The 19,553-nt window shown below is 73.7% G+C and carries 18 protein-coding genes; 14 read left to right on the forward strand and 4 right to left on the reverse strand.

From position 1 onward, the window contains the following. The first annotated feature begins 166 nt into the window (after positions 1-166). Positions 167-1,321, forward strand: coding sequence for an NAD(P)/FAD-dependent oxidoreductase (locus OO60_RS03535; RefSeq protein WP_003101548.1), 1,155 nt, complete (start codon positions 167-169; stop codon positions 1,319-1,321). Here OO60_RS03535 and OO60_RS03540 read toward each other — a convergent pair. Then, on the reverse strand, positions 1,316-2,287 hold the full coding sequence (locus OO60_RS03540) for a magnesium transporter CorA family protein (RefSeq protein WP_033260931.1): 972 nt from the start codon (positions 2,285-2,287) through the stop codon (positions 1,316-1,318). The two genes, OO60_RS03535 and OO60_RS03540, sit on opposite strands and share 6 nt — an antisense overlap. Positions 2,288-2,362: 75 nt before the next feature. Between OO60_RS03540 and OO60_RS03545 the strand changes: the two genes are divergently transcribed. The 10 genes from OO60_RS03545 to OO60_RS03590 all read left to right on the forward strand — a co-directional run bounded on the left by OO60_RS03545 (position 2,363) and on the right by OO60_RS03590 (position 12,088). Next, complete coding sequence (locus OO60_RS03545; protein ID WP_051767625.1) at positions 2,363-3,313, forward strand: acyl-CoA dehydrogenase family protein; 951 nt, start codon at positions 2,363-2,365, stop codon at positions 3,311-3,313. Next, positions 3,310-4,593 (forward strand): bifunctional PIG-L family deacetylase/class I SAM-dependent methyltransferase, encoded by a 1,284-nt coding sequence (locus tag OO60_RS03550; protein ID WP_004562835.1) that lies wholly within the window; start codon positions 3,310-3,312, stop codon positions 4,591-4,593. The genes OO60_RS03545 and OO60_RS03550 overlap by 4 nt, the downstream gene beginning before the upstream one ends. Beyond that, positions 4,590-5,321, forward strand: coding sequence for a glycosyltransferase family 2 protein (locus tag OO60_RS03555; RefSeq protein WP_004562834.1), 732 nt, complete (start codon positions 4,590-4,592; stop codon positions 5,319-5,321). Before OO60_RS03550 ends, OO60_RS03555 begins: the two co-directional genes overlap by 4 nt. Positions 5,322-5,459: 138 nt before the next feature. Next, positions 5,460-6,404: an AraC-like ligand-binding domain-containing protein gene (locus tag OO60_RS03560; RefSeq protein WP_004562833.1), complete on the forward strand. Its 945-nt coding sequence runs from the start codon at positions 5,460-5,462 to the stop codon at positions 6,402-6,404. Positions 6,405-6,461: 57 nt separating this feature from the next. Beyond that, on the forward strand, positions 6,462-7,229 hold the full coding sequence (locus OO60_RS03565; protein WP_004562832.1) for a MoaF C-terminal domain-containing protein: 768 nt from the start codon (positions 6,462-6,464) through the stop codon (positions 7,227-7,229). An 11-nt stretch (positions 7,230-7,240) separates the two neighbouring features. Next, positions 7,241-7,654 carry a nuclear transport factor 2 family protein gene (locus OO60_RS03570; protein ID WP_276204643.1) on the forward strand — a complete coding sequence of 138 codons (414 nt, stop codon included), beginning with the start codon at positions 7,241-7,243 and terminating at the stop codon, positions 7,652-7,654. Continuing rightward, a complete protein-coding gene (locus tag OO60_RS03575; protein ID WP_004562830.1) occupies positions 7,651-8,823 on the forward strand; it encodes an ABC transporter substrate-binding protein in 1,173 nt (390 codons plus the stop codon). Before OO60_RS03570 ends, OO60_RS03575 begins: the two co-directional genes overlap by 4 nt. A 10-nt stretch (positions 8,824-8,833) precedes the next feature. Beyond that, positions 8,834-9,694, forward strand: coding sequence for a branched-chain amino acid ABC transporter permease (locus OO60_RS03580; RefSeq protein ID WP_004562829.1), 861 nt, complete (start codon positions 8,834-8,836; stop codon positions 9,692-9,694). Continuing rightward, positions 9,681-11,399, forward strand: coding sequence for a branched-chain amino acid ABC transporter ATP-binding protein/permease (locus tag OO60_RS03585; RefSeq protein WP_004562828.1), 1,719 nt, complete (start codon positions 9,681-9,683; stop codon positions 11,397-11,399). Before OO60_RS03580 ends, OO60_RS03585 begins: the two co-directional genes overlap by 14 nt. Continuing rightward, entirely contained in the window at positions 11,396-12,088 is a 693-nt protein-coding gene (locus tag OO60_RS03590) for an ABC transporter ATP-binding protein (RefSeq protein ID WP_004562827.1), read from the forward strand. Before OO60_RS03585 ends, OO60_RS03590 begins: the two co-directional genes overlap by 4 nt. A 47-nt stretch (positions 12,089-12,135) precedes the next feature. On the opposite strand, the gene OO60_RS03595 is transcribed toward OO60_RS03590, so the two are convergent. Further along, positions 12,136-12,936, reverse strand: a complete 801-nt coding sequence (locus OO60_RS03595) for an SDR family NAD(P)-dependent oxidoreductase (protein ID WP_004562826.1) — start codon at positions 12,934-12,936, stop codon at positions 12,136-12,138. Positions 12,937-12,948: 12 nt separating this feature from the next. Beyond that, positions 12,949-13,647 (reverse strand): SDR family NAD(P)-dependent oxidoreductase, encoded by a 699-nt coding sequence (locus tag OO60_RS03600; RefSeq protein ID WP_004562825.1) that lies wholly within the window; start codon positions 13,645-13,647, stop codon positions 12,949-12,951. 113 nt (positions 13,648-13,760) lie between these two features. On the opposite strand from OO60_RS03600, the gene OO60_RS03605 reads away from it, so the two are divergent. Genes OO60_RS03605 through OO60_RS03615 form a run of 3 tightly spaced genes read left to right on the forward strand, consistent with a single transcriptional unit; the run spans position 13,761 to position 17,987 of the window. Continuing rightward, entirely contained in the window at positions 13,761-15,623 is a 1,863-nt protein-coding gene (locus tag OO60_RS03605) for a primary-amine oxidase (protein ID WP_004562824.1), read from the forward strand. A gap of 7 nt (positions 15,624-15,630) precedes the next feature. Continuing rightward, positions 15,631-16,383: a MoaF C-terminal domain-containing protein gene (locus OO60_RS03610; protein ID WP_004562823.1), complete on the forward strand. Its 753-nt coding sequence runs from the start codon at positions 15,631-15,633 to the stop codon at positions 16,381-16,383. A gap of 2 nt (positions 16,384-16,385) precedes the next feature. After that, positions 16,386-17,987: an amidohydrolase gene (locus OO60_RS03615; protein WP_004562822.1), complete on the forward strand. Its 1,602-nt coding sequence runs from the start codon at positions 16,386-16,388 to the stop codon at positions 17,985-17,987. A 76-nt stretch (positions 17,988-18,063) separates the two neighbouring features. Here OO60_RS03615 and OO60_RS03620 read toward each other — a convergent pair whose 3' ends face one another. Continuing rightward, positions 18,064-19,494 (reverse strand): GMC family oxidoreductase, encoded by a 1,431-nt coding sequence (locus tag OO60_RS03620; protein WP_004562821.1) that lies wholly within the window; start codon positions 19,492-19,494, stop codon positions 18,064-18,066. Positions 19,495-19,553: the final 59 nt, after the last annotated feature.

Below are 19,553 nucleotides of genomic sequence, written 5' to 3' on the forward strand. Positions count from 1 at the left end.
CAGGCCATCCGCCGCGTTGGCCCATTCGGCTGAACGCGCTCCCAGACAGCGGTGACCCCATCCGGTGGCGGGTCACCGCCCGTCGCCGTGCCGCCCGTCGGCGTCCACACTGGACACTCCACTTTGGACGACGTGTACGGGCGCACGAACGGGGTACCCGGCTGTCATGGATGCCGAAAACCTGGTCGTCATCGGAAGCGGGCCGGCCGGCGTGTCGGCGGTCCGCGCGTACCGGGAAGCCGGCGGTGCCGGAGAAGTCCGCCTGCTCTCCGCGGACGCCGATCCGCCCTACGAGCGCCCGCCGCTGTCGAAGGAGTTCCTGCGCGGCGAAGCCGGGCTCAGCCCGATCGACGAAGACTTCGCCAAGATCCACGACGTCACCGTGACGCTGGACGACCCGGTCACCGAGCTGGGCGAGGACCGGGTCCGGACGGCCTCCGGCGCGGTCCACGGCTTCACCACCTGCCTGCTCGCCACCGGCGCGGAACCCGTGCGGCCCGGCATCCCGGGTGCCGATCACCGAGACGTCCGGACACTGCGGTCGGCCGCCGATTCACGCGCCCTGCGCGCGGCCGCCTCCGGTGTGCGCAGCGCGATCGTCGTCGGCGCCGGGTTCATCGGCTGCGAGGCCGCGGTTTCGCTGTCCCGGCTCGGGCTGCAGGTCACCGTCGTCTGCCCGGACGACGTCCCGCAGGAAAAGCGGCTCGGCCGCGATGCGGGCCGGTTCCTGCTGCGCTGGCTCAAGGCGGAGGGGGTGAGCGTGCTGCGCGGCACGAAGCTGCTGGCGGTCGAGGGCGGCCACCGGATCCGCACCGACCTGGTGCCGGTCCTGGACGCGGGTGTCGTCGTGCTCGCCACCGGTGTCCGGCCGCGGACCGAGCTGGCCGAAGCCGCCGGCATCGCCCTCGAGCAGGGCCGGATCCGCACCGACGAGCACCTGCGGACCAGCCGGCCCGGCGTGCTGGCGGCGGGCGACGTCGCGCTGGCCTACAACCCCGCGGCCGGACGGGCTCTCGCGGTCGAGCACTGGGGCGAAGGCCTCGCGATGGGCGAAGTGGCCGGGCGGACCGCGGCCGGGCAGGACGCCGCCTGGGCCGAGGTCCCCGGTTTCTGGTCGGTGATCGGCGACCGCGTGCTCAAGTACGCCGCCTGGGGCGACGGCTTCGACCGCGCGCACCCGCGGCCGCGCGACGACGGCGGCTTCACGGTCTGGTACGAACGCGACGGCCGGACGGTCGGCGTCCTCACCCACGAAGCGGACGAAGACTACGAACGGGGCCAGGACCTCGTCCGCCGCGGTGCGCCCGTCCCGGCGTCATAACCAGTCCCGCTTCTTGAAGAGCACGTACAGCCCGACCGAAAGCACCAGCATCACGGTCGTCGACACCCAGAACCCGGCCGTCGTGCCGTTGCCGGGATAGGGGACGTTCTGCCCGTAGAAGCCGGTCACCGCGGTCGGGACCGCGATCACCGCGGCCCACCCGGTGACCTTCTTCATGATCAGGTTCAGCCGGTCGCTCTGCAGGTTCAGCTGGGTTTCGCGGACGGTCGTGAGGCGTTCGCGCAGGGCCTCGAGGTGGTCGGCGGCCTGCCGCGCGTGGTCGTGGACGTCGGCGAAGTACGGCCGGGTCGTGCCGTCGGCCAGGTGCAGGTCCGGGCGCATCAGCGAGCCGAGGACGTCGGGCACGGGGCCCACGACCTTGCGCAGCCTGGTCAGGTTCTTGCGCACCCGGAACGACCGGCGCTGCAGTTCGTCGGTGTCCGGGCGGTCGTCGAAGACCAGGTCCTCCAGGGCCTCGACCTCGTCGTCGAGCACCTGGACGGCGTCGAAGTGGCCGTCGACGACGTGGTCGAGCAGGCCGTGCAGCAGGAACGGCACACCGGACGCGGCCAGGTCCGGCGCCTGGTCCCAGCGGTCGGTGACCGCGTCGATGTCGAAGCCGTCCTCCTTGCGGACGGTCACGAGCGCACGGGGTGTGATGAACACGGCGAGCTCGGACGTCTGCGGACGGTCGCTCGCGGAACCGAACCGGACCGCGTACGCGGTGAGGAAGGCGTGCCCGTCGTAGCGGTCCAATTTGGGCCGCTGGTGCTCCTGCACGGCGTCTTCGACGGCCAGCCGGTGCAGGCCCAGATCGCCGGCGAGCCGGGACAGGTCCGCTTCGGACGGCTCGCAGAGATCGATCCACACCACCGTGCCCGGTTCGGCCAGGACGGCGGCCGCCTCCGCCACCGGGAAGTCTTCCTTCTGCAGCGTGCCGTCGCGGTAGGCCCGGGTTTTCGTCATGCCCGGGGAGTGCCCGGCCACGAAAGCGTTCACACGCTCGCGTGAACGGCGGAAAACGGGGTACTCGCCGATCTTGTGGAGAGCCTGCTGACCGAGCACCCGCCCAAGCCCCTGCCCGCGCCGCGCACGGTCGCGGCCATCGGGGCCGAGCTGCGCACGCTGCACGCCGCGGGCGAACTCGGCCTGCCCCGGCCCGGCGCCGGCCGGACCGCCGCTCGCTGGGCGGCCCTGGCGGCGTTCGGCCGCCGGGACCTGGCCCTGGCCCGGCTCGCCGAGGGACACACCGACGCCGTCGCGATCCTCGAAGAGGCAGGCCGCTCCCCCGTTCCCGGCGCGCTCTACGGCGTGTGGGCGGCGAAGTCCGGCGGCACCGGCGCGGCCCTCGAGGACGGTGTGCTGACCGGCACGGTCCGGTTCTGCTCGGGCCTGACGCTGCTCGACCGCGCGCTGGTGGCCGCGGGTGACCACCTGGTCGAGGTGGACCTGGCCGACCCCGGTGTCCGGCGGCACCCGGACGCGTGGCAGGCGGTCGGGATGGACGCCTCCGACAGCGGTGACGTGGTCTTCGACGGCGTGCGCGCCGAGGTGCTCGGCCCGCCCGGCTGGTACGTGGCCCGGCCCGGGTTCGCCCTGGGCGGCGCCGGCGTGGCGGCGGTCTGGCTCGGCGGTGCGGCAGGCGTCTTCGACGGCGTCCTCGCGTACCTGCGCGACCGCGGCACCGCCGACGAACACCAGCTGGCGCACTTGGGCGCGATGCACACGGCGCTGAGCACGGCCGAAGCGGTGCTCGCCCGGGCGGCCGCAGCGGACGTGGTGGACGCCCTGCTCGCGGGCACCTGCCGGGCCGCGGCCGAGCGCACCGCCGTCGAGATCCTGGAACGGGCGCTGAAGGTCACCGGGCCGACGCCGGCGTGCCGGGACCGCCGGTTCGCGCAGCGGATCGCCGACCTGCCGGTGTACGTCCGGCAGCACCACGCCGAGCGGGACCTCGCCGCGCTCGGCCGAGACGTCCTGGGCCGCGCATGACCTCGTACGTCCCGGAAAGCGAATGGGCCACGCGGCCCGCGTCACCGCCGTGGCCCGCGCAGCGGTTCGAGCGCGCGCTCGTCGTCGCCGCCCATCCCGACGACGAGACGCTGGGCGCGAGCGGGCTCCTGCAGCGGCTGCACGCCGAGGGCACCGCGGTGACGCTGGTCGTCGCGACCGACGGCGAAGCGGCGTTCCCGGACTCGTCCGGCGAAGAACGCCGGGCGCTGGGCCGGACCCGCCGCCGCGAACTCCGGGATTCCTTGCGGGAGCAGGGACTTCCGGAGGTGGAGCCGGTGTGGCTCGGCCTGCCGGACTCCGCGCTCGCCGCGCACGAGGACGAGCTGGCCGACGCCCTGCGACCGCACGCCGCCGGGTACGACCTGTGCCTGCTGCCGTGGCCCGGCGATCCGCACCCGGACCACCAAGCGGCCGCGCGTGCCGCCCTCGCGGCGGCGCCGCTCACCACGCAGTGCTGGTCGTACCCGATCTGGCTGTGGCACTGGTTGCGTCCGGACGACCCGGGCATCCCCTGGCCGCGGGCGCGGTCCCTGCGGCTCACCGAGGCCGAGCGCGAAGCGAAAGCCGCGGCCCTGGCGGCTTTCCCGTCGCAGCTGAAGCCGGGCCCGCGCGGCGAGCCACCGATCCTGCCCGAGGAGGTGCTGGCCCACTTCGCCCGCGACACCGAGGTCTTCTTCCGCGAACCACCGCGGTCCTCGGCGCCGGTCAGCCGGTTCACCGAGCTGTACGCCGGCGCCGAAGACCCGTGGTCGGTGCGGACGAAGTGGTACGAACGGCGCAAGCGCGCGATGGTGCTGGCCTGCCTGCCCGACGACCGGTACGGCACGGTCGTCGAGCCGGGCTGCGGCGTCGGCGCACTCACCCGCGACCTCGCGGACCGGGCCGGTCGGCTGATCGCCTTCGACCCGGTGCCCGCCGCGGCCGAGCGCGCCGGCCGGGCCGTCGCCGATCTGTCGCATGTGGACGTCCACATCGGATCGGTGCCCGACGCGCTGCCGGACGGCCCGGTCGACCTGCTGGTGTACGGCGAACTGCTGTACTACCTGGACGACGAAGCCCTCGAACGGACCGTGGCGGCGTCGGTGGCGGCGCTGCGGCCCGGCGGGCACCTGCTGGCCGTGCACTGGCTCTCGTGGGCGCCGGAGGCGCCGCGCGACGGCCGGGACGCGCACGCACGGCTGCTGGCGAACCCCGCGCTCGAGCCGCTGGTCGAGCACACCGACGAGGAGTTCCTGCTGCACGTGCTGAGGCGCCGGTGATCGAGGCGGTCGGCGTGGTCGTGCCGGCCCGGGACGAAGCGGAGCTGGTCGGCGCGTGCGTGCACGCCCTCCGGGACGCCCTGCGGCAGCTGCCGTCCGGGGTTTCGGCCGCGGTCTGCGTGGTCGCCGACCGCTGCCGGGACACCACCGCCGCGGTCGCCAGGGCGGCGTTCGGCGATCTGGCCGGCGTGGTCGTGGAGTGCCGGTCGGCCCGGACGATCGGCGAGGTCCGCGATTTCGGGCTGGCGCGGGTCCGCCGGCTGCTGGACGCCCCCGCGGCCGGGACGCTGCTGCTGAGCACCGACGCGGACACCCGGGTGACGCCGGGATGGGCTCGTGCCCACCTGGCCCGGGCGCGGCAGGGCTACCACGCGATCGCCGGGACGGCCGAGCTGTCGACCCCGTTCAGCACGTCGGCCCGGGCACTGCGACGGTACGAGGACATCCTGGGCCGCGCGCGCACCCCGGCGGGCCACGGATCGGTCTACGGGGCGAACCTCGGCATTCGCGCGGACGCGTTCGACGCGGTGGGCGGCTTCGGCCCGTGCGCGACCGGCGAGGACCACGACCTGTGGCGCCGTCTCGGGCGGGCGGGGTTCCGCCGCTGCTTCGAGGCGCTGGCTCCGGTGGTGACGAGCGCCCGGCTCCACGGCCGCGCGCCGGACGGTCTCGCGGCCCTGCTGCGGAGCCTGGTGCCGGAACCGGACTGCTGCGGCGGCCGCCCGTAGGCGTGGCCACCGGCCAGGCAATCCCCGGATCGCGAGCGAGCTGGACCTTCTCATGGTCGGCGGCCGGGCATTGTCGCCGAAGATCGTATCGCTTATCGTATACGACGCCGCACCCTCCCGACGCTGCGAGGTGACCCCGTGCCTGCCCCGACGACCCTCATCGCCCGTGACTTCACCGAGTTCCGCACCGCCGTTTCGCAGTCCTTCGTGCCGCTGCACGTGACCGCGGGCGGTGACGGCTTCCGCGGCCGGATCCGCTCGTCGGTGGCCGACGACGTGCAGGTTTCCGAGGTGACCGCGTCGCCCCACGTCGTCGAGCGCACGCCGGAGCTGATCGCGCGCGGCGAGCGCCGCTACTACAAGCTGAGCCTGATCCTGGCCGGCACCGGGCTGCTCGTGCAGGACGACCGCCAGGCCGTGCTGCGCCCCGGCGACGTCGCCCTCTACGACACGCACCGGCCGTACTCGCTGGTGTTCGAAGAGGACTTCCGGACGCTGGTCATGATGTTCCCGCAGCGGCTGATCGACCTGCCCGCCGAGCTGGTCGGGCGGCTGACCGCGGTGCGGATGTCGGGCAAGGAGGGGGTCGGCAACGTCGTCGTGCCGTTCCTCGCCCAGCTCGGCGGCAACCTCGAGCAGCTGGCGGGCCCGGCGGGCGCGCGGCTGGCGCACAGCGCCGTCGACCTGCTGTCCACCCTGTTCGCCACCGAGCTGGACCTGGCGCGGGCGAACGCCGACCCGCACCACGAGCTGATGCGCCGGATCCGCGCCCACATCGACGCGAACCTGCACTCGGCGGACCTGACCCCGGCGCGGATCGCGGCCGAGCACTTCATCTCCACCCGGCACCTGCACGGGCTGTTCCAGGAGCAGGGCACCACCGTCTCCGGCTGGATCCGCACCCGGCGGCTCGAGCACTGCCGCCGCGACCTGCTCGACCCGGTGCACGCCGGCCGCCCGGTCGCGGCCATCGCCGCCCGCTGGGGGTTCGTCGACGCGGCGCACTTCAGCCGGGTGTTCAAGACCGCGTTCGGGCGGGCGCCGAGCGAGGTGCGCCGGGAGTTGACCGTCAGCGTCCGGTAGTTGCCCGCCAGCGCGTGACCGCTCGCCCGCCGCGCCGGGCCGCCCGACGATGAGGCCATGCCCGAAGCCCCCTCCGACGACTGGCGCACCTACGACGAGTTCGCCGCCGGCATCGCCACCTACCGGCTGCCGGCCGCCGACCTCACCGGCCGGGACGTCACGATCACCCTCGACGACGGCGAAACCCTCGCGCTGACCTTCAAGGACGCGGAGCACGTCGTGTGCAACGGCGTCGAAGACCCGTACGACGCCGTTGCCGTGCGCGACGACGTCTTCTTCGTGAACCTGCCGCTCACCAGCGTCGACGGCGAAGCGCTGACCGTCGTGTACTCGACGGCGACCCACCGCGCGCTCGCCGTCCGCTCGGTGATCGGCGCCGAAGACGTCGAGGGTGTCCCCCGCGTCTCGCAGGACTTCCGGGCGGGCGTCACCGACGGCGGCGAGCCGTCCGGGGCCGTGCCCGGGCCGTCGCGCGACCTGATCGGCAAGCGGAACCTCTACCGCTACAGCCCCGACCACCTGTACGAGCACGTCTACGTCTCCTCGCAGCGCTACGCCTGGCAGTGCCTGGAAGGCGTGCAGCGCGGTCACGGCGACATGGACCTGTCGACGGTCTGGAAGTTCGCCGACGGGCTCTACCTGTTCTGCTTCCGCGAGTTCCGGATCGCCGTGGCGAGCGTGTGGCTGCACGACCTCGGCTACGCCCTGCGCACCACCGGCGTGTTCCTCGGCCTGACCGGCGACGGGCAGTCCGAGCACTCCCGCGCCGGCGGGCACATCTACCCGCTGGGCGCGGTCGCCTACCCCGACGCCCAGCCCGTCTGAAGGAGTCCCTCGTGCCCACTGTGCCCCGTGCGTCCAATGTGGACGTCATCCGCGCGCACTACGCCGCCAGCGACCGGGGCGACCTGCCCGGCATGCTCGCCCCGCTCGGCCCGAAGACGACGTGGACGGAGGCGGCCGGGTTCCCCTACGCCGGCACGTACACCGGTCCCGACGAGGTGCGCGAGCACGTGTTCGAGGCCATCGGCCGGGACTGGGACGGCTACCGCTTCACCCTCGGCGACCTGCTGGACGCCGGCGGCACGGTGATCGGCGTCGGCACCTACACCGGCACGCACCGCGGCACCGGCCGGTCGTTCACCGCCCGCGTCGCGCACCTGTGGCGCTTCGAAGGCGGCGAGGTCGCGTCCTTCGAGCAGATCGTCGACTCCGCGCCCGTCGTGGCCGCCCTCCGGGAGCAGCAATGAGAAAAGTCCTGCCCGCGCTCGCGACCGCCGTCCTCCTGGCCACCGCGGGCTGCGCCGGTTCCGACGCCGGCTCGAACGGCCCGATCGTGGTCGGGTCGGTGAACGCGCTGTCCGGCGCGGCCACCTTCCCGGAGGCGTCCCAGGCGGCGAAGGCCGTCTTCGACGCGGCCAACGCGGCCGGCGGCGTCAACGGCCGCCGGATCGAGTACAAGGCCATCGACGACAAGGGCGACCCGGCCGCGGCCGCGGCGGCCGCCCGCGAGGTGGTCGGCGGCGACCAGGCCGTCGCGCTCGTCGGCTCGTCGAGCCTCATCGAGTGCGAGATCAACGAGAAGTACTACGAGCAGCAGAAGATCCTTTCGATGCCGGGCATCGGCGTCGACCCGGCGTGCTTCTCCAGCCCGAACATCGCGCCGGTCAACGTCGGGCCGTTCCACGACATGACGCTGACCCTGCTCTACGGCTCGGAAGTGCTGAAGCAGGACGACATCTGCGCGCTGCTGGAGATCGCCGGCAACACGCTCCCGGCGTACCAGGCGGCCATCGGCGAGTGGACGAAGATCACCGGCAAGAAGCTGAAGTACGTCGACTCGACCGTCCCCTATGGAGGGTCGGACTACACGCCCTACATCGTCAAGGCGCGCGCGGCCGGCTGCAAGGCGATCACCGTCAACCCGGTGGAGCCGGACTCGATCGGGCAGCTCAAGGCCGCGCAGGCGCAGGGCTGGACCGACGTCACATGGCTGCTGCTGACCAGTGTCTACAGCGAGAACTACGCCAAGGCGATCTCCAACGCGGGCGCCGGCGTGTACGTGCCGGCCGAGTTCTACCCGTTCACCGACGCCGCCGCCCCGGCCAACAAGGAGTGGCGGGACCTGATGACGCAGCACAAGATCCCGCTGACGTCGTTCAGCCAGGGCGGCTACCTGGCCGCGAAGTACTTCCTCGCCGTCCTTCGCGGGATGAAGGGCGACATCACGCGCGAGACGGTGTCGAAGGCGCTGCGCGAGATGAAGCCGATCAGCGATCCGATGGTCGGCACGCCGTACGTGTTCGGGCCCGCGCAGGCGCACCACGACAACACCGCGGGCTGGCCGATCAAGCTCGCGACCGGCGCCGGCAAGTGGGAACTGGTGGCGCAGGACTGGCTCCGGATCCCGAAGCAGTAGGAGGACGTTCATGCTGCAGGGCGCTCTGGCCGGTCTCGCCGCCGGCGGGCTCTACGCGGTGCTCGCGGTGTGCCTGACCCTGATGTCGCGGCTGGTGCGGGTGGTCAACTTCGCCCAGTCCGCGACCGGGATGTTCGGCTGCTACGTCGCCGTCTTCCTCGCCGTCCACCTCGGCGTGCCGTCGTGGCTGGCGACACTGGCGGGGATCCTGCTCGGCGGCGCGCTGAGCGCGGTCCTGGGCTGGATCGTCTCGACGTGGCTGGCCGAGGCGGACACCGGGACGCGCTCGGCGGCGACCGTCGCGGTGCTCCTGCTGCTGATTTCGCTGGCGTTCATCCTGTTCGGGAACAAGCCGCAGCCGTTCCGCCCGCTGCTGGCCGGCCCGGCGTTCACCGTCGGTGGCGTGGTGGTCAGCCAGGTCACGGTGCTCACGGTGGTGCTGGCGGTGCTGGTCGCGCTGGGCTGCCGGGTGGTGCTGGCCCGGACCCTGCTGGGCGTGCGCCTGCGGGCGTTGTCGGAACGCCCGACGACGGCGGAGCTGCTGGGCATCCCCGCCCGCCCGCTGTCGGTCGGGGTGTGGACGGCGACCGGGGTGATCGCCACCCTCGCCGTGTCGATCGTGGCGCCCTCGCAGTCGAACGACCCGACGTCCCTGGCGATGCTGGTGGTCCCGGCCGCGGCGGCGGCCCTGCTGGGCGGCTTCCGGCGACTGGACCTGGCCGTGGCGGGCGGGCTGGTGCTCGGGATGGCCCAGGGCGCGGTCGCGCAGTCCGACCGGCTGTCGGTGCTGCGGTACTTCCTCCCGTTCCTGGTGATCGTGGTGTTGCTGCTGTGGACGCAGCGCAAGGAGGTGTGGGATGCGGCTCGCTGAAAACCGTCTCGCGCGGGCGAGCCTGCCTCTCCTCGTCGCGGCCGCCGCCGTCGGCATCGGCTATGCGCTCAGCGTCGGGCTCGCCGGGTACTTCGTCTACCTCGGGGTCAGTGCCGTCGTCGCCGCCATCGCGCTGCTCGGGCTCGGCGTCGTCACCGGGACCGCCGGGATGATCTCGCTCTGCCAGCTCACCTTCGCCGCGGTCGGAGCGTTCGTCGTCTCCGCGTGCAACGTCGCCGGTGTCCCCGGCGGGTTCGTCACCTGGCTGCTGCTCGGGGGCCTGGCCGCCGCCGCGGCCGGGGTGCTCGTCGGGCTGCCCGCGCTGCGGCTGCGCGGGATCACCCTCGCCGTCGTCACCCTCGGGCTCGCCGCGGCCGCCGACCTCACGCTCGTGCAGATCCAGTTCCCCGGCGCCACCGAAGGTCTCTCCGTCGAGCGGCCGGACGCGTTCTCCGACGACCGCTCGTACTTCCTGTTCGCCGTGCTCGTGCTGGTGGCCTGCGCGCTGGCCGTGTATTTCCTGCGCCGTGGGCGGTGGGGCAGCAGCTGGCACCTCGTCGCCTTCTCCGAGCGCGGGACCGCGGCGGTCGGCGCGGGCGTGCGGACCTCGAAGCTCACCGCCTTCGCGGTCAGCGCGGCCCTCGGCGGCATCAGCGGCGGCCTGCTCACCGGGCAGGTCGGCCTCGCCTTCCCGGCCAGCTTCACCGCGATCCAGTCCCTCGCGCTGTACGTGCTGGCCATCATGTCCGGCGCGCACCTGATCGACATGGCCGTGTTCGGCGCGCTGCTCTGGGTCGCCGTGCCCGAGCTGCTCAAACGCTGGGGCGTGCCGCAGGACTGGGGTTTCGTCGTCTTCGGCGTGCTCGGTGTCCAGGCCCTCACCAGCCGCGGCAACCTCGGCACCGCCGTGCGGGCCCTCTGGTACCGCCGCCGGTCCGCCAGGACCGCCGGGGTCGGGCCGGCCGACAGCATCGCCGACGTCGAACCGCTGCCACCCGGCGACCCGGTGCTCGAGGTCCGCGGGCTGAGTGTCTCCTTCGGACACGTCGTCGCACTGTCCGATGTGGACATCGTAGTGCCGGAACACGGGATCCTCGGGGTGATCGGGCCCAACGGCGCCGGGAAGTCCACTTTGGTCGACGCGATCAGCGGCTTCCTCCCCCGGGCCGACGGCACCGCCACCCTCGGCGGGCGGCCGCTCACCGGTTCGCCCACCCGGCGCGCCCGCAGCGGGCTGCGGCGGACGTTCCAGCAGGACCGCGTCCCACCCGGCCTCACCGTCGGCGCCTACGTGCGGTTCGTCGCCCGGCGGCGGCTCACCGGCCGGGAAGTCGCCGACGCGCTGGCGTTCTTCGGCTGCCCGGGGCCTCGGACGCCGCTGTCGCGGGTCGACGCGGGCGCGCGGCGGCTCGTCGAAGTGGTCGGTCACCTGCTTGCGAAGCCGCGGGTGCTGCTGCTCGACGAACCCGCGGCCGGGCTGCCGCACGAGGAGCACGTGGCGTTCGGGCGGCGGCTGCGGCAGGTGCCGGCCCGGTTCGGGGTCTCGGTGCTGCTCATCGAGCACGACCTCGACCTCGTCCGGTCGGTCTGCGACACGCTGACGGTGCTCGACTTCGGCCGGGTGCTGGCGAGCGGGCCGCAGGCGGACGTCCTGGCCGATCCGGCCGTGCTGAAGGCGTACATGGGTGAAACGGAGCTGCTGTGAACGCGTTGCGAGTCCACGGGCTGACGGTGAAGCGCGGGGCCGGCCCGGTCGTCCGCGACGTCGGCCTCGTCCTCGAACCGGGCCGGATCACGGCGCTGGTCGGGCCCAACGGCGCCGGGAAGACGAGCCTGCTGGAGGCGGTGTCGGGCGTGGTGCCGCCGTCGGCGGGCAGCGTGCACCTCGGCGGGGTGAACGTCACGCGCCACTCGCGGGTGGCGCGGGCCCGGCTCGGGCTGGCCCACATCGAACAGGGCCGGGCGGTGTTCCCCGGGCTGACGGTGCTGGAGAACCTCCGCCTGACCGCCCGCACGCCCGCGGCCGTCGACGAGGTCCTCGCGCTGTTCCCCGAGCTGGAGAAGCGGCGCGACTCCCCCGCGGCCCTGCTGTCGGGCGGCGAACAGCAGATGGTGGTGCTGGCGCGCGCGTTCGCCGCGCGCCCGGCGTACCTGCTCATCGACGAGATGTCCCTCGGCCTGGCCCCGGTGGTGTTCACCCGGCTGCTGCCGGTCGTCACGCGGTTCGCCGCGGAAGGGGCGGCGATCCTGCTGGTCGAGCAGTTCACGCACCTGGCGCTCGGCGTCGCGCAGGAGGCGGTGGTCGTCTCGTCGGGCCGCGTCACCTACACCGGTGACGCGCAGACCCTCCTCGACTCCCCCGCCACCCTGCACTCCGCCTACCTGGGCTCGTGAGTGCGTAACAGTGTTAGAACACTGTTACGCACTCACGAGCCCTGGTGTCACATCCCCGCGCGCTCGAAGGCCAGGGTCGGCAGGTCCACGGCGTGGGCGCCGCCGTCGGCGACGATGACCGCGCCGGTGATGTACGACGACTCCGCCGAGCCCAGGAACCGGACGATCGCGGCGATCTCCTCGGGCTCGGCCGGGCGGCGCAGCGGGACCTCGGCCGTCACGCGGCGGTAGCCCTCGTCGTGGCCGCCGATGAAGCCCGACGCGGCGGCGAACTGGTCCATTTCGCCGTCCGCCATCGGGGTGCGGACCCAGCCCGGGCACACGGCGTTCGCCCGCACCCCCCGCGGCCCGAAGTCGCGGGCGATCGAGCGGGTCAGGCCGATGAGCGCGTGCTTCGCGACCGTGTACCCGGCGACGTTCGGGCCGGCGAACAGCCCGGCCAGCGACGACACCACGACCACCTGCCCGCCCGTCTCGACCAGCGACGGCAGTGCGGCCCGGCAGAACACGAACGCGCTGGAGAGGTTCGAGCGCAGGGCCAGCTCCCACTCGTCGTCGCCGGTGTCGACCACCGACGACAGGCCGTGGCCGCCGGCGTTGGCCACGACGACGTCGAGCCGCCCGTAGGCACCGATGATCTCGGCGACCGCGGCTTCGGCGTCTTCCCGCACGCTCGCGTCGCCGGTGATGACGTGCGCGCCGGTTTCCGCGGCCACCTTCTCGAGGGGCTCCCGACGCCGTCCCAGCACGACCACGCGCGCGCCTTCGCCCGCGTAGCGGCGGGCCACCGCCGCGCCGATGCCGGTGCCGCCGCCGGTGATCGCGACGACCTTGCCTGATGAGTCCACTGTGGATCCTTTCTAAGCGGGGAACGCGGAACGCGCCGACATCCCGAAGTCGGCCAGCAGGGCCTGGCCGTTGACCGGCCGCGAAGCCGGGGACGCGAGGAACAGAACCTGCCGGGCCACGTCACCGGCGGCCTGCACCGGGAACGCGGGGTCGTCCAGGACGGCACCGAGGTCGGCGCGCGCCATCGGCGTGTCCACCACCGACGGGCAGACGCAGTTGACCCGGATGCCCGGCACCTCGACGGCCAGCGCGCGGGTCATCGCGACCACCGCGCCCTTGGACGCGCAGTACGGCACCATCCCCGGCGCCGCGGTGAACGCCGAGTCGCTGCCGAGCAGGACCACCGCGCCGCCGTCGGCCAGCCACGGCAGCGCGTGCTTGACCAGCAGGAACTGCCCGGTGACGTTGACCGCAAGGACCCGGGCGACGTCGGCGGCCGTGGTGGCGGACATCGGCGTGCCGACCGGGCCGGAGATCCCGGCGCAGCCGACCACGGCGTCGAGGCCGCCGAAGCGGCGGGCCACGGTGTCCACCGCGGCGGCCAGGGCGGGCTCGTCGGTGACGTCCGCCCGGACGACGCCAAGGCCGTCCTGGCGGTCGATGACGCCGACGCGCGCGCCCTCGGCGCGGAACGCTTCGGCGCAGGCCAGGCCGATGCCGGACGCGCCGCCGGTCACCAGCACCGCTTTCCCGGCGAGTTCGGTTCGCATGCGCCCATCCTCACCGCGGGCGGGCGCCGGGCGGTTGGCCGCGAGCGCAGCGTTGTTGTCCGGCCCCGCACGGGCGATTCCGCGCGCGACGACGGGGGGCGAGACTCATCAGGGTGAGCACGCCGCATCCCCTCGATCCGCTGACCGCCGCCGAGCTGGCCACCGGCCGCGCGATCCTCGCCGCGGCCGGGCTGGCCGGCGAGACCATCCGCGTCCCGCAGGTCCTGCCGGTCGAACCCGCCAAGGAGGAGGTGCGCGCGGGCGGCGGCGACCGCCGGATCCGGTACACGCTGCTCGACACCGCCACCGGCCGCGCCGGCGAGGCCGTCGTCTCGGTGACCAAGGGCGAACTGGTGTCCTGGGACGACTGGGCCGAGGCCGACGGTCAGCCGTCGTACCTGTTCGAGGAGTACGCGCAGGCCGAGCAGCTGACGAAGGCGTCCGCGGAGTGGCAGGCCGCGATGACCCGCCGCGGCCTCGCCGACCGGATCGAGCACGCCTTCTGCGCACCGCTCGCGCCCGGCTACTTCGGGCGCGAGGACGAGACCGGCCGCGTCATCAGGTCGCTGACCTTCCTGCGCGAAGACGCCGACGACAGCCCGTGGGCCCACCCGGTCGAAGGCCTGGTCGTGCACCTGAACCTCACCGAGCAGCGCGTGCTGCGCGTCGAGGACGAGGGGGACGTTCCGGTGCCCGCCGAAAGCGGCCGCTACATCGGCGTCCCGGCCCGGACCACGCTCAAGCCGGTCGAGATCACCCAGCCCGCCGGGCCGAGCTTCACCGTCGACGGCTCCGAAGTGACCTGGGAGGGCTGGCGGCTGCGCGTCGGCTTCAACGCCCGCGAAGGGCTGACGCTGCACCAGATGAGCTTCCAGGACCGGCCGGTCCTGTACCGGGCCTCCGTCCCGGAGATGGTGGTCCCGTACGGGGACGTCGCGCCCGGCCGGTTCTGGATCAGCTACTTCGACGCCGGCGAGTACCAGTTCGGCAAGAACGGCAACGACCTGCGCCTGGGCTGCGACTGCGTCGGCGAAATCCGCTACTTCCCGGCCTGGGTGGCCGACGACCGCGGCGAGCCGGTGGAGATCCCGCGCGCGATCTGCCTGCACGAGGAGGACGACGGGATCCTCTGGAAGCACACCGACCTCGGCGGGCACCCCGAGGTCCGGCGGTCGCGGCGGCTGGTCGTCTCCTCGATCTCCACCATCGGCAACTACGACTACGGCCACTACTGGTACTTCCACCTCGACGGCTCGATCGAGTTCGAGGCGAAGGCCACCGGCATCGTCTTCTGCGGCGCCGGGGAACCGGGGCAGGACCAGCCGCACGCCACCGAGCTGGCGCCCGGCCTGTTCGCGCCGGTGCACCAGCACCTGTTCTGCGCGCGGCTGGACGTCGAGGTCGACGGCGACCGCACCAGCCTGCATGAGGTCGACGTCGAAGGCGTGCCGACCGGCCCCCGCAACCCGTACGGCAACGCGTTCACCTGGAAGACCACGCCGCTGCGGACCGAACGCGAGGCGATGCGCCGGGCCGACCCGGCGCGCGCCCGCGTCTGGGAGGTCCGCAGCGCGTCGCGGGTCAACCGGCTCGGCAAGCCGACCGCCTACCAGCTGGTGCCGCGGCCCTCGGCGACGCTGATGGCGCAGCCGGAGGCGACCGTGCACGCCCGCGCCACCTTCGCGACGCAGCACCTGTGGGCGACGCCGTACCGCGAGGACGAGCGGTTCCCGGCCGGCGACCGGCCGAACGCCCACCCCGGCGGCGCCGGGCTGCCCGCGTGGACGGCCGCCGACCGCGACCTCGTCGACACCGACCTCGTGCTGTGGCACGTGTTCGGTCCCACCCACGTCCCCCGCCCCGAGGACTGGCCGGTGATGCCGGTCGACCGCTCCGGGTTCCTGTTCCGGCCGGCCGGGTTCCTCGACCGCAACCCCGCGCTCGACCTCCCGTCCGGCGACCACTGCCACCCCTGAGGACACGATGACGCTCTCCGACACCTCCACCTGGCTGCCACTCGACGGCCTCGCCCCCGGCTTCGACGCCAACAAGGCGCCGGTCGTCGACGACCTGCAGGGCCGCTCCTTCGTGCTGCACGACGACGACGGCGGCCCCGGCCGGGCCGTCGACGCGGAGATCGCGGCCGGCGAGACGTTCCTCGTCGACGACGACCTCTACTACGTCCAGCACCACCCGTCGCCGGACGCGCGCGAGGCGGTGTCGCTGTTCCTGGACCTGCGGGACGGCCGCGCGCTGGTCGTCACCACGACGATCGGCGACCACGGCACCCCGCGCGTCACCCAGCGGTTCCGGCCCGCGACGATCGGCGGCTTCGAGGTCCGCGGCGAGCCGATGGCCCCCAGCACCGCGCTGATCGGCCGCCGGGTGCTGTGGGTGTACAGCCGCGAGCACGCCTACGAGCACGTCTACCTCAGCCCGCACTGGTACACCTGGCAGTGCCTGGCCGGGCCCGAGCGCGGGCTCGCCGACACCGACGAGAACACCGTCTACCGGATCCGGCCGGGCATCCACCTCTTCGCCTGGCGGGAGAAGGTCATCCCGTGCGCGTCGGTGACGATCGCCGACCACCGCGACGCCCGCCGCCTGCGCTCCCACGGCGTCCTCTTCGGACTCGACGCCACCGGTGAGCAGCCGGCGCACTTCACCTTCGGCGCGCACGGGCAGCTGCTGAGCATGACCGCCCACCCCGCCGAGTTCGACCCGGCGGAGCGCTGACCATGGCCGCCGACCTGGTCTTGACCAACGCCGTCGTGTACACAATGGACTCGGCGCGGCCGTGGGCGGCTTCGCTGGCCGTCGCGGGCGGGAAGGTCGTCGACGACGTCGCCGGCCCGGAGGCCGAGGTGCTCGACCTCGGCGGCGCGTTCGTCATGCCGGGGCTGGTGGACGTGCACAACCACCACGCGATGGCCGGGCGGACCGAGCTGTTCGAGCTCTCCTTCGGCGCGGACGCGGGCTTCGAGGACATCCTCGACGCGGTCCGCGCGCGGACGGCGTCGCTGGGACCGGACGAGTGGCTCACCGGCGGCGCCTGGGCGTCCACTTTGGTCGCGAAGCTGTCCACCGTGGCCGCCCGGCGCGCGCTCGACGACGCCGCGGGCGGACGGCCCGTGTCGCTGTCTGACGACAGCAGGCACAACCGCTGGGTGAGCAGCCGGGCCCTGGAACTGGCCGGGATCACCGCGGCGACACCGGACCCGCCCGGCGGGGTCGTCGTCCGCGACGGCGGCGAGCCCAGCGGCCTGCTCCTGGAGGCCGCCGGGGTGCTCGTCGAACGCGTGACCGGCGGGCTGACCGCGGAGCAGCACCGGCAGGCGTCCCGGCGGGCGATCGAGATCCTGCACGGCTTCGGCGTCACGGCGTTCCAGGACGCCGGGGTGTCCACGGACATCCTGGGCGCGCTGCGCTCGCTGGACCTCGACGGCGAGCTCGACGCCTGGGTGGTGTCGTCGCTGCTGGTCAACGACCCGATCTTCGGCTTCGACCCGGTCGGGGCGCCGCTGCTGGCGGTCGCCGGGGAGTACCGCACCGAGCACCACCGCCCGGACTTCGTGAAGATCTTCCTCGACGGCGTCCCGCCGACCCGCACGGCGGCGTTCCTGGAGCCGTACCTGCCCGACGAGACCCACGGCGGCTGCTTCCACGGCGCGACGACGATGCCGCCGGCCCAGCTGGCCGAGTGGCTGCTCACCGCGGCCAGGGCGGGGTTCTCGGCCAAGGTCCACTGCACGGGCGACGCCTCGGTGCGGCAGTTCCTGGACGCGGTCGAGCAGGTGCGCGCCGCGGGGTTCGCCGACACGCGGTTCCAGGTGGCGCACGGGCAGTTCGTGCACCCCGACGACCTGCCGCGGTTCGCCGCGCTGGGCGTCGCGGCGGACATCTCGCCGTTCCTGTGGGTGCCGGGGGTGATCCCGGAGGCGATCGCCGAGGTGCTCCCGGCCGGACGGGCGTCGCGGATGCAGCCGAACCGGACGCTGCTGGACACCGGAGCACTGGTCGCGGGCGGCTCGGACTGGCCGGTGAGCGAGTCGCCGAACGCCTGGGAGGGCATCGCGGGCCTGGTGACGCGAGAGGACCCGCACGGGCGGCGGCCGGGCGCGCTCTGGCCGGAGCAGGCGATCACCCTGGCCGAGGCGATCGAGGTGTTCACCCTCGGCGGGGCGCGGGCGTGCGGCCTGGACGACGTGACGGGCGCGCTGACGCCGGGCCGGTCGGCGGACTTCGTGGTGCTGGACCGCAATCCCTTCCGGACGGCCGCGGTGGCGGAGACGCAGGTCGTCGAGACGTGGTTCGCCGGGCGGCGCGTCTTCGAGCGCTGACCGCCGGCTGTCTCGCTCGGTGCGGGGTCGTGAGTGGTAAGGCGGGTTAGAACCCGCCTTACCACTCACGACCTCCTTAGCCGGTGAGGAACCGTGCGGCCTGCTCGCCGACCAGCACCGCCGGCGCGTTCGTGTTGCCCGTCGTCACCCGGGGCAGCACCGATGCGTCCGCGACGACCAGGCCGTCCAGGCCGTGCACCGCCAGCCGCGGGTCGACCACCGCGTCCGCGCCGGTGCCCATCCGGCAGGTGCCGACCTGGTGGTGGTACGTGATCGCCGTCCGGCGGACGTACTCGCGCAGGTCGTCCGCCGGGCCCGGGTACCGCCGCCGGGCGCCCCACTCCCCCGCCAGCGCCGGGGCCGCACCGACCGCGAGGCACTGCTCGACCGACGCCAGGAGGCTTTCGAAGTCCGCGGGTTCGGCAAGCGCGGCGAGGTCGATCAGCGGCGAGCCGTCCGGGGCCAGCCGCAGGCTGCCCCGGCTCTCCGGCGTCACCATGCCCGCCATCAGCGAGAACCCGGTCGGCGGCCCGGACATCCACGGCTCGTACATCGGGACGCTGAAGCAGATCGGCTGCGTGTCCGGCACCGCCAGGCCCGGGCGGCTGCGCCAGAACCAGTGCACCTGCGTCACCGATCGCCCGGACACCGGCGGCGCCACCTCCCGCGAAGTCGTGAAGATGACCGGCGAGAGCAGGTGGTCGTGCAGGTTGCGCCCGACACCCGGCAGGTCCGCGACGACGTCGAGGCCGAGCTCGCGCAGCTCGTCCGCCGGGCCGACGCCGCTGCGGAGCAGGATCGCGGGCGAGGCCAGCGCGCCCGCCGCGAGCACCACCAGGTCCGCCCGGAGTTCCTGCCGCACACCGTCGATGGCGACCTCGACACCGGTGACGCGGGAGCCGGAGAACCGCAGCCGGTGCACCAGCGCTCCCGTGTGGACGGTCATCCGGGAGGCCACCGGCGAACCGTAGGCGTGCCACGTGTTGAACCGACGGCCGCCGCGCAGCGTGATCTGCTCGACGGACACCCCGTCCAGGGTTCCGCTGTTGTAGTCCGGGTTGAGCGGCAGGCCGACCTCCCGACAAGCGTCCACTATGGACTGCTGGACCGGGTGCAGCGGCTCGTTCGGGACGACCTCCAGGAGGTCCTTCTCGATCCTCGCGAACACCGGTTCGACGTCGGCCCAGGTCCAGCCGGGCAGGCCCCAGCCGTCGTAGTCGGCCGGGGCGCCGCGGACCCAGATCATCGCGTTGAGCGCGTGCGACCCGCCGAGCACGCGGCCCCGAGGCAGGTGCAGCCGCCGTCCGGCCGCGTGCTCCTGCGGGACCGTGTACAGGTCCCAGTCCTCCGGACCGTGCCACAGCTCGCCGGCTCGCGAGGGGTCGTGGATCGCCGGATTGACGTCTTCACCGCCGGCCTCCAGCAGCGTCACCGCCGCGCCCGCGTCCACCAGCCGCCGCGCCACCACCGAACCGGCCGAGCCGGCGCCCACCACGATCACGTCCATGCGCTCCAGCGTGACGCGCGTCCCCGGAGCCGCGCGGCATCCCTTCGCGGTCGGTCAAC

It is taken from the genome of Amycolatopsis vancoresmycina, assembly GCF_000716785.1.
In the GTDB taxonomy this organism is placed as follows: domain Bacteria; phylum Actinomycetota; class Actinomycetes; order Mycobacteriales; family Pseudonocardiaceae; genus Amycolatopsis; species Amycolatopsis vancoresmycina.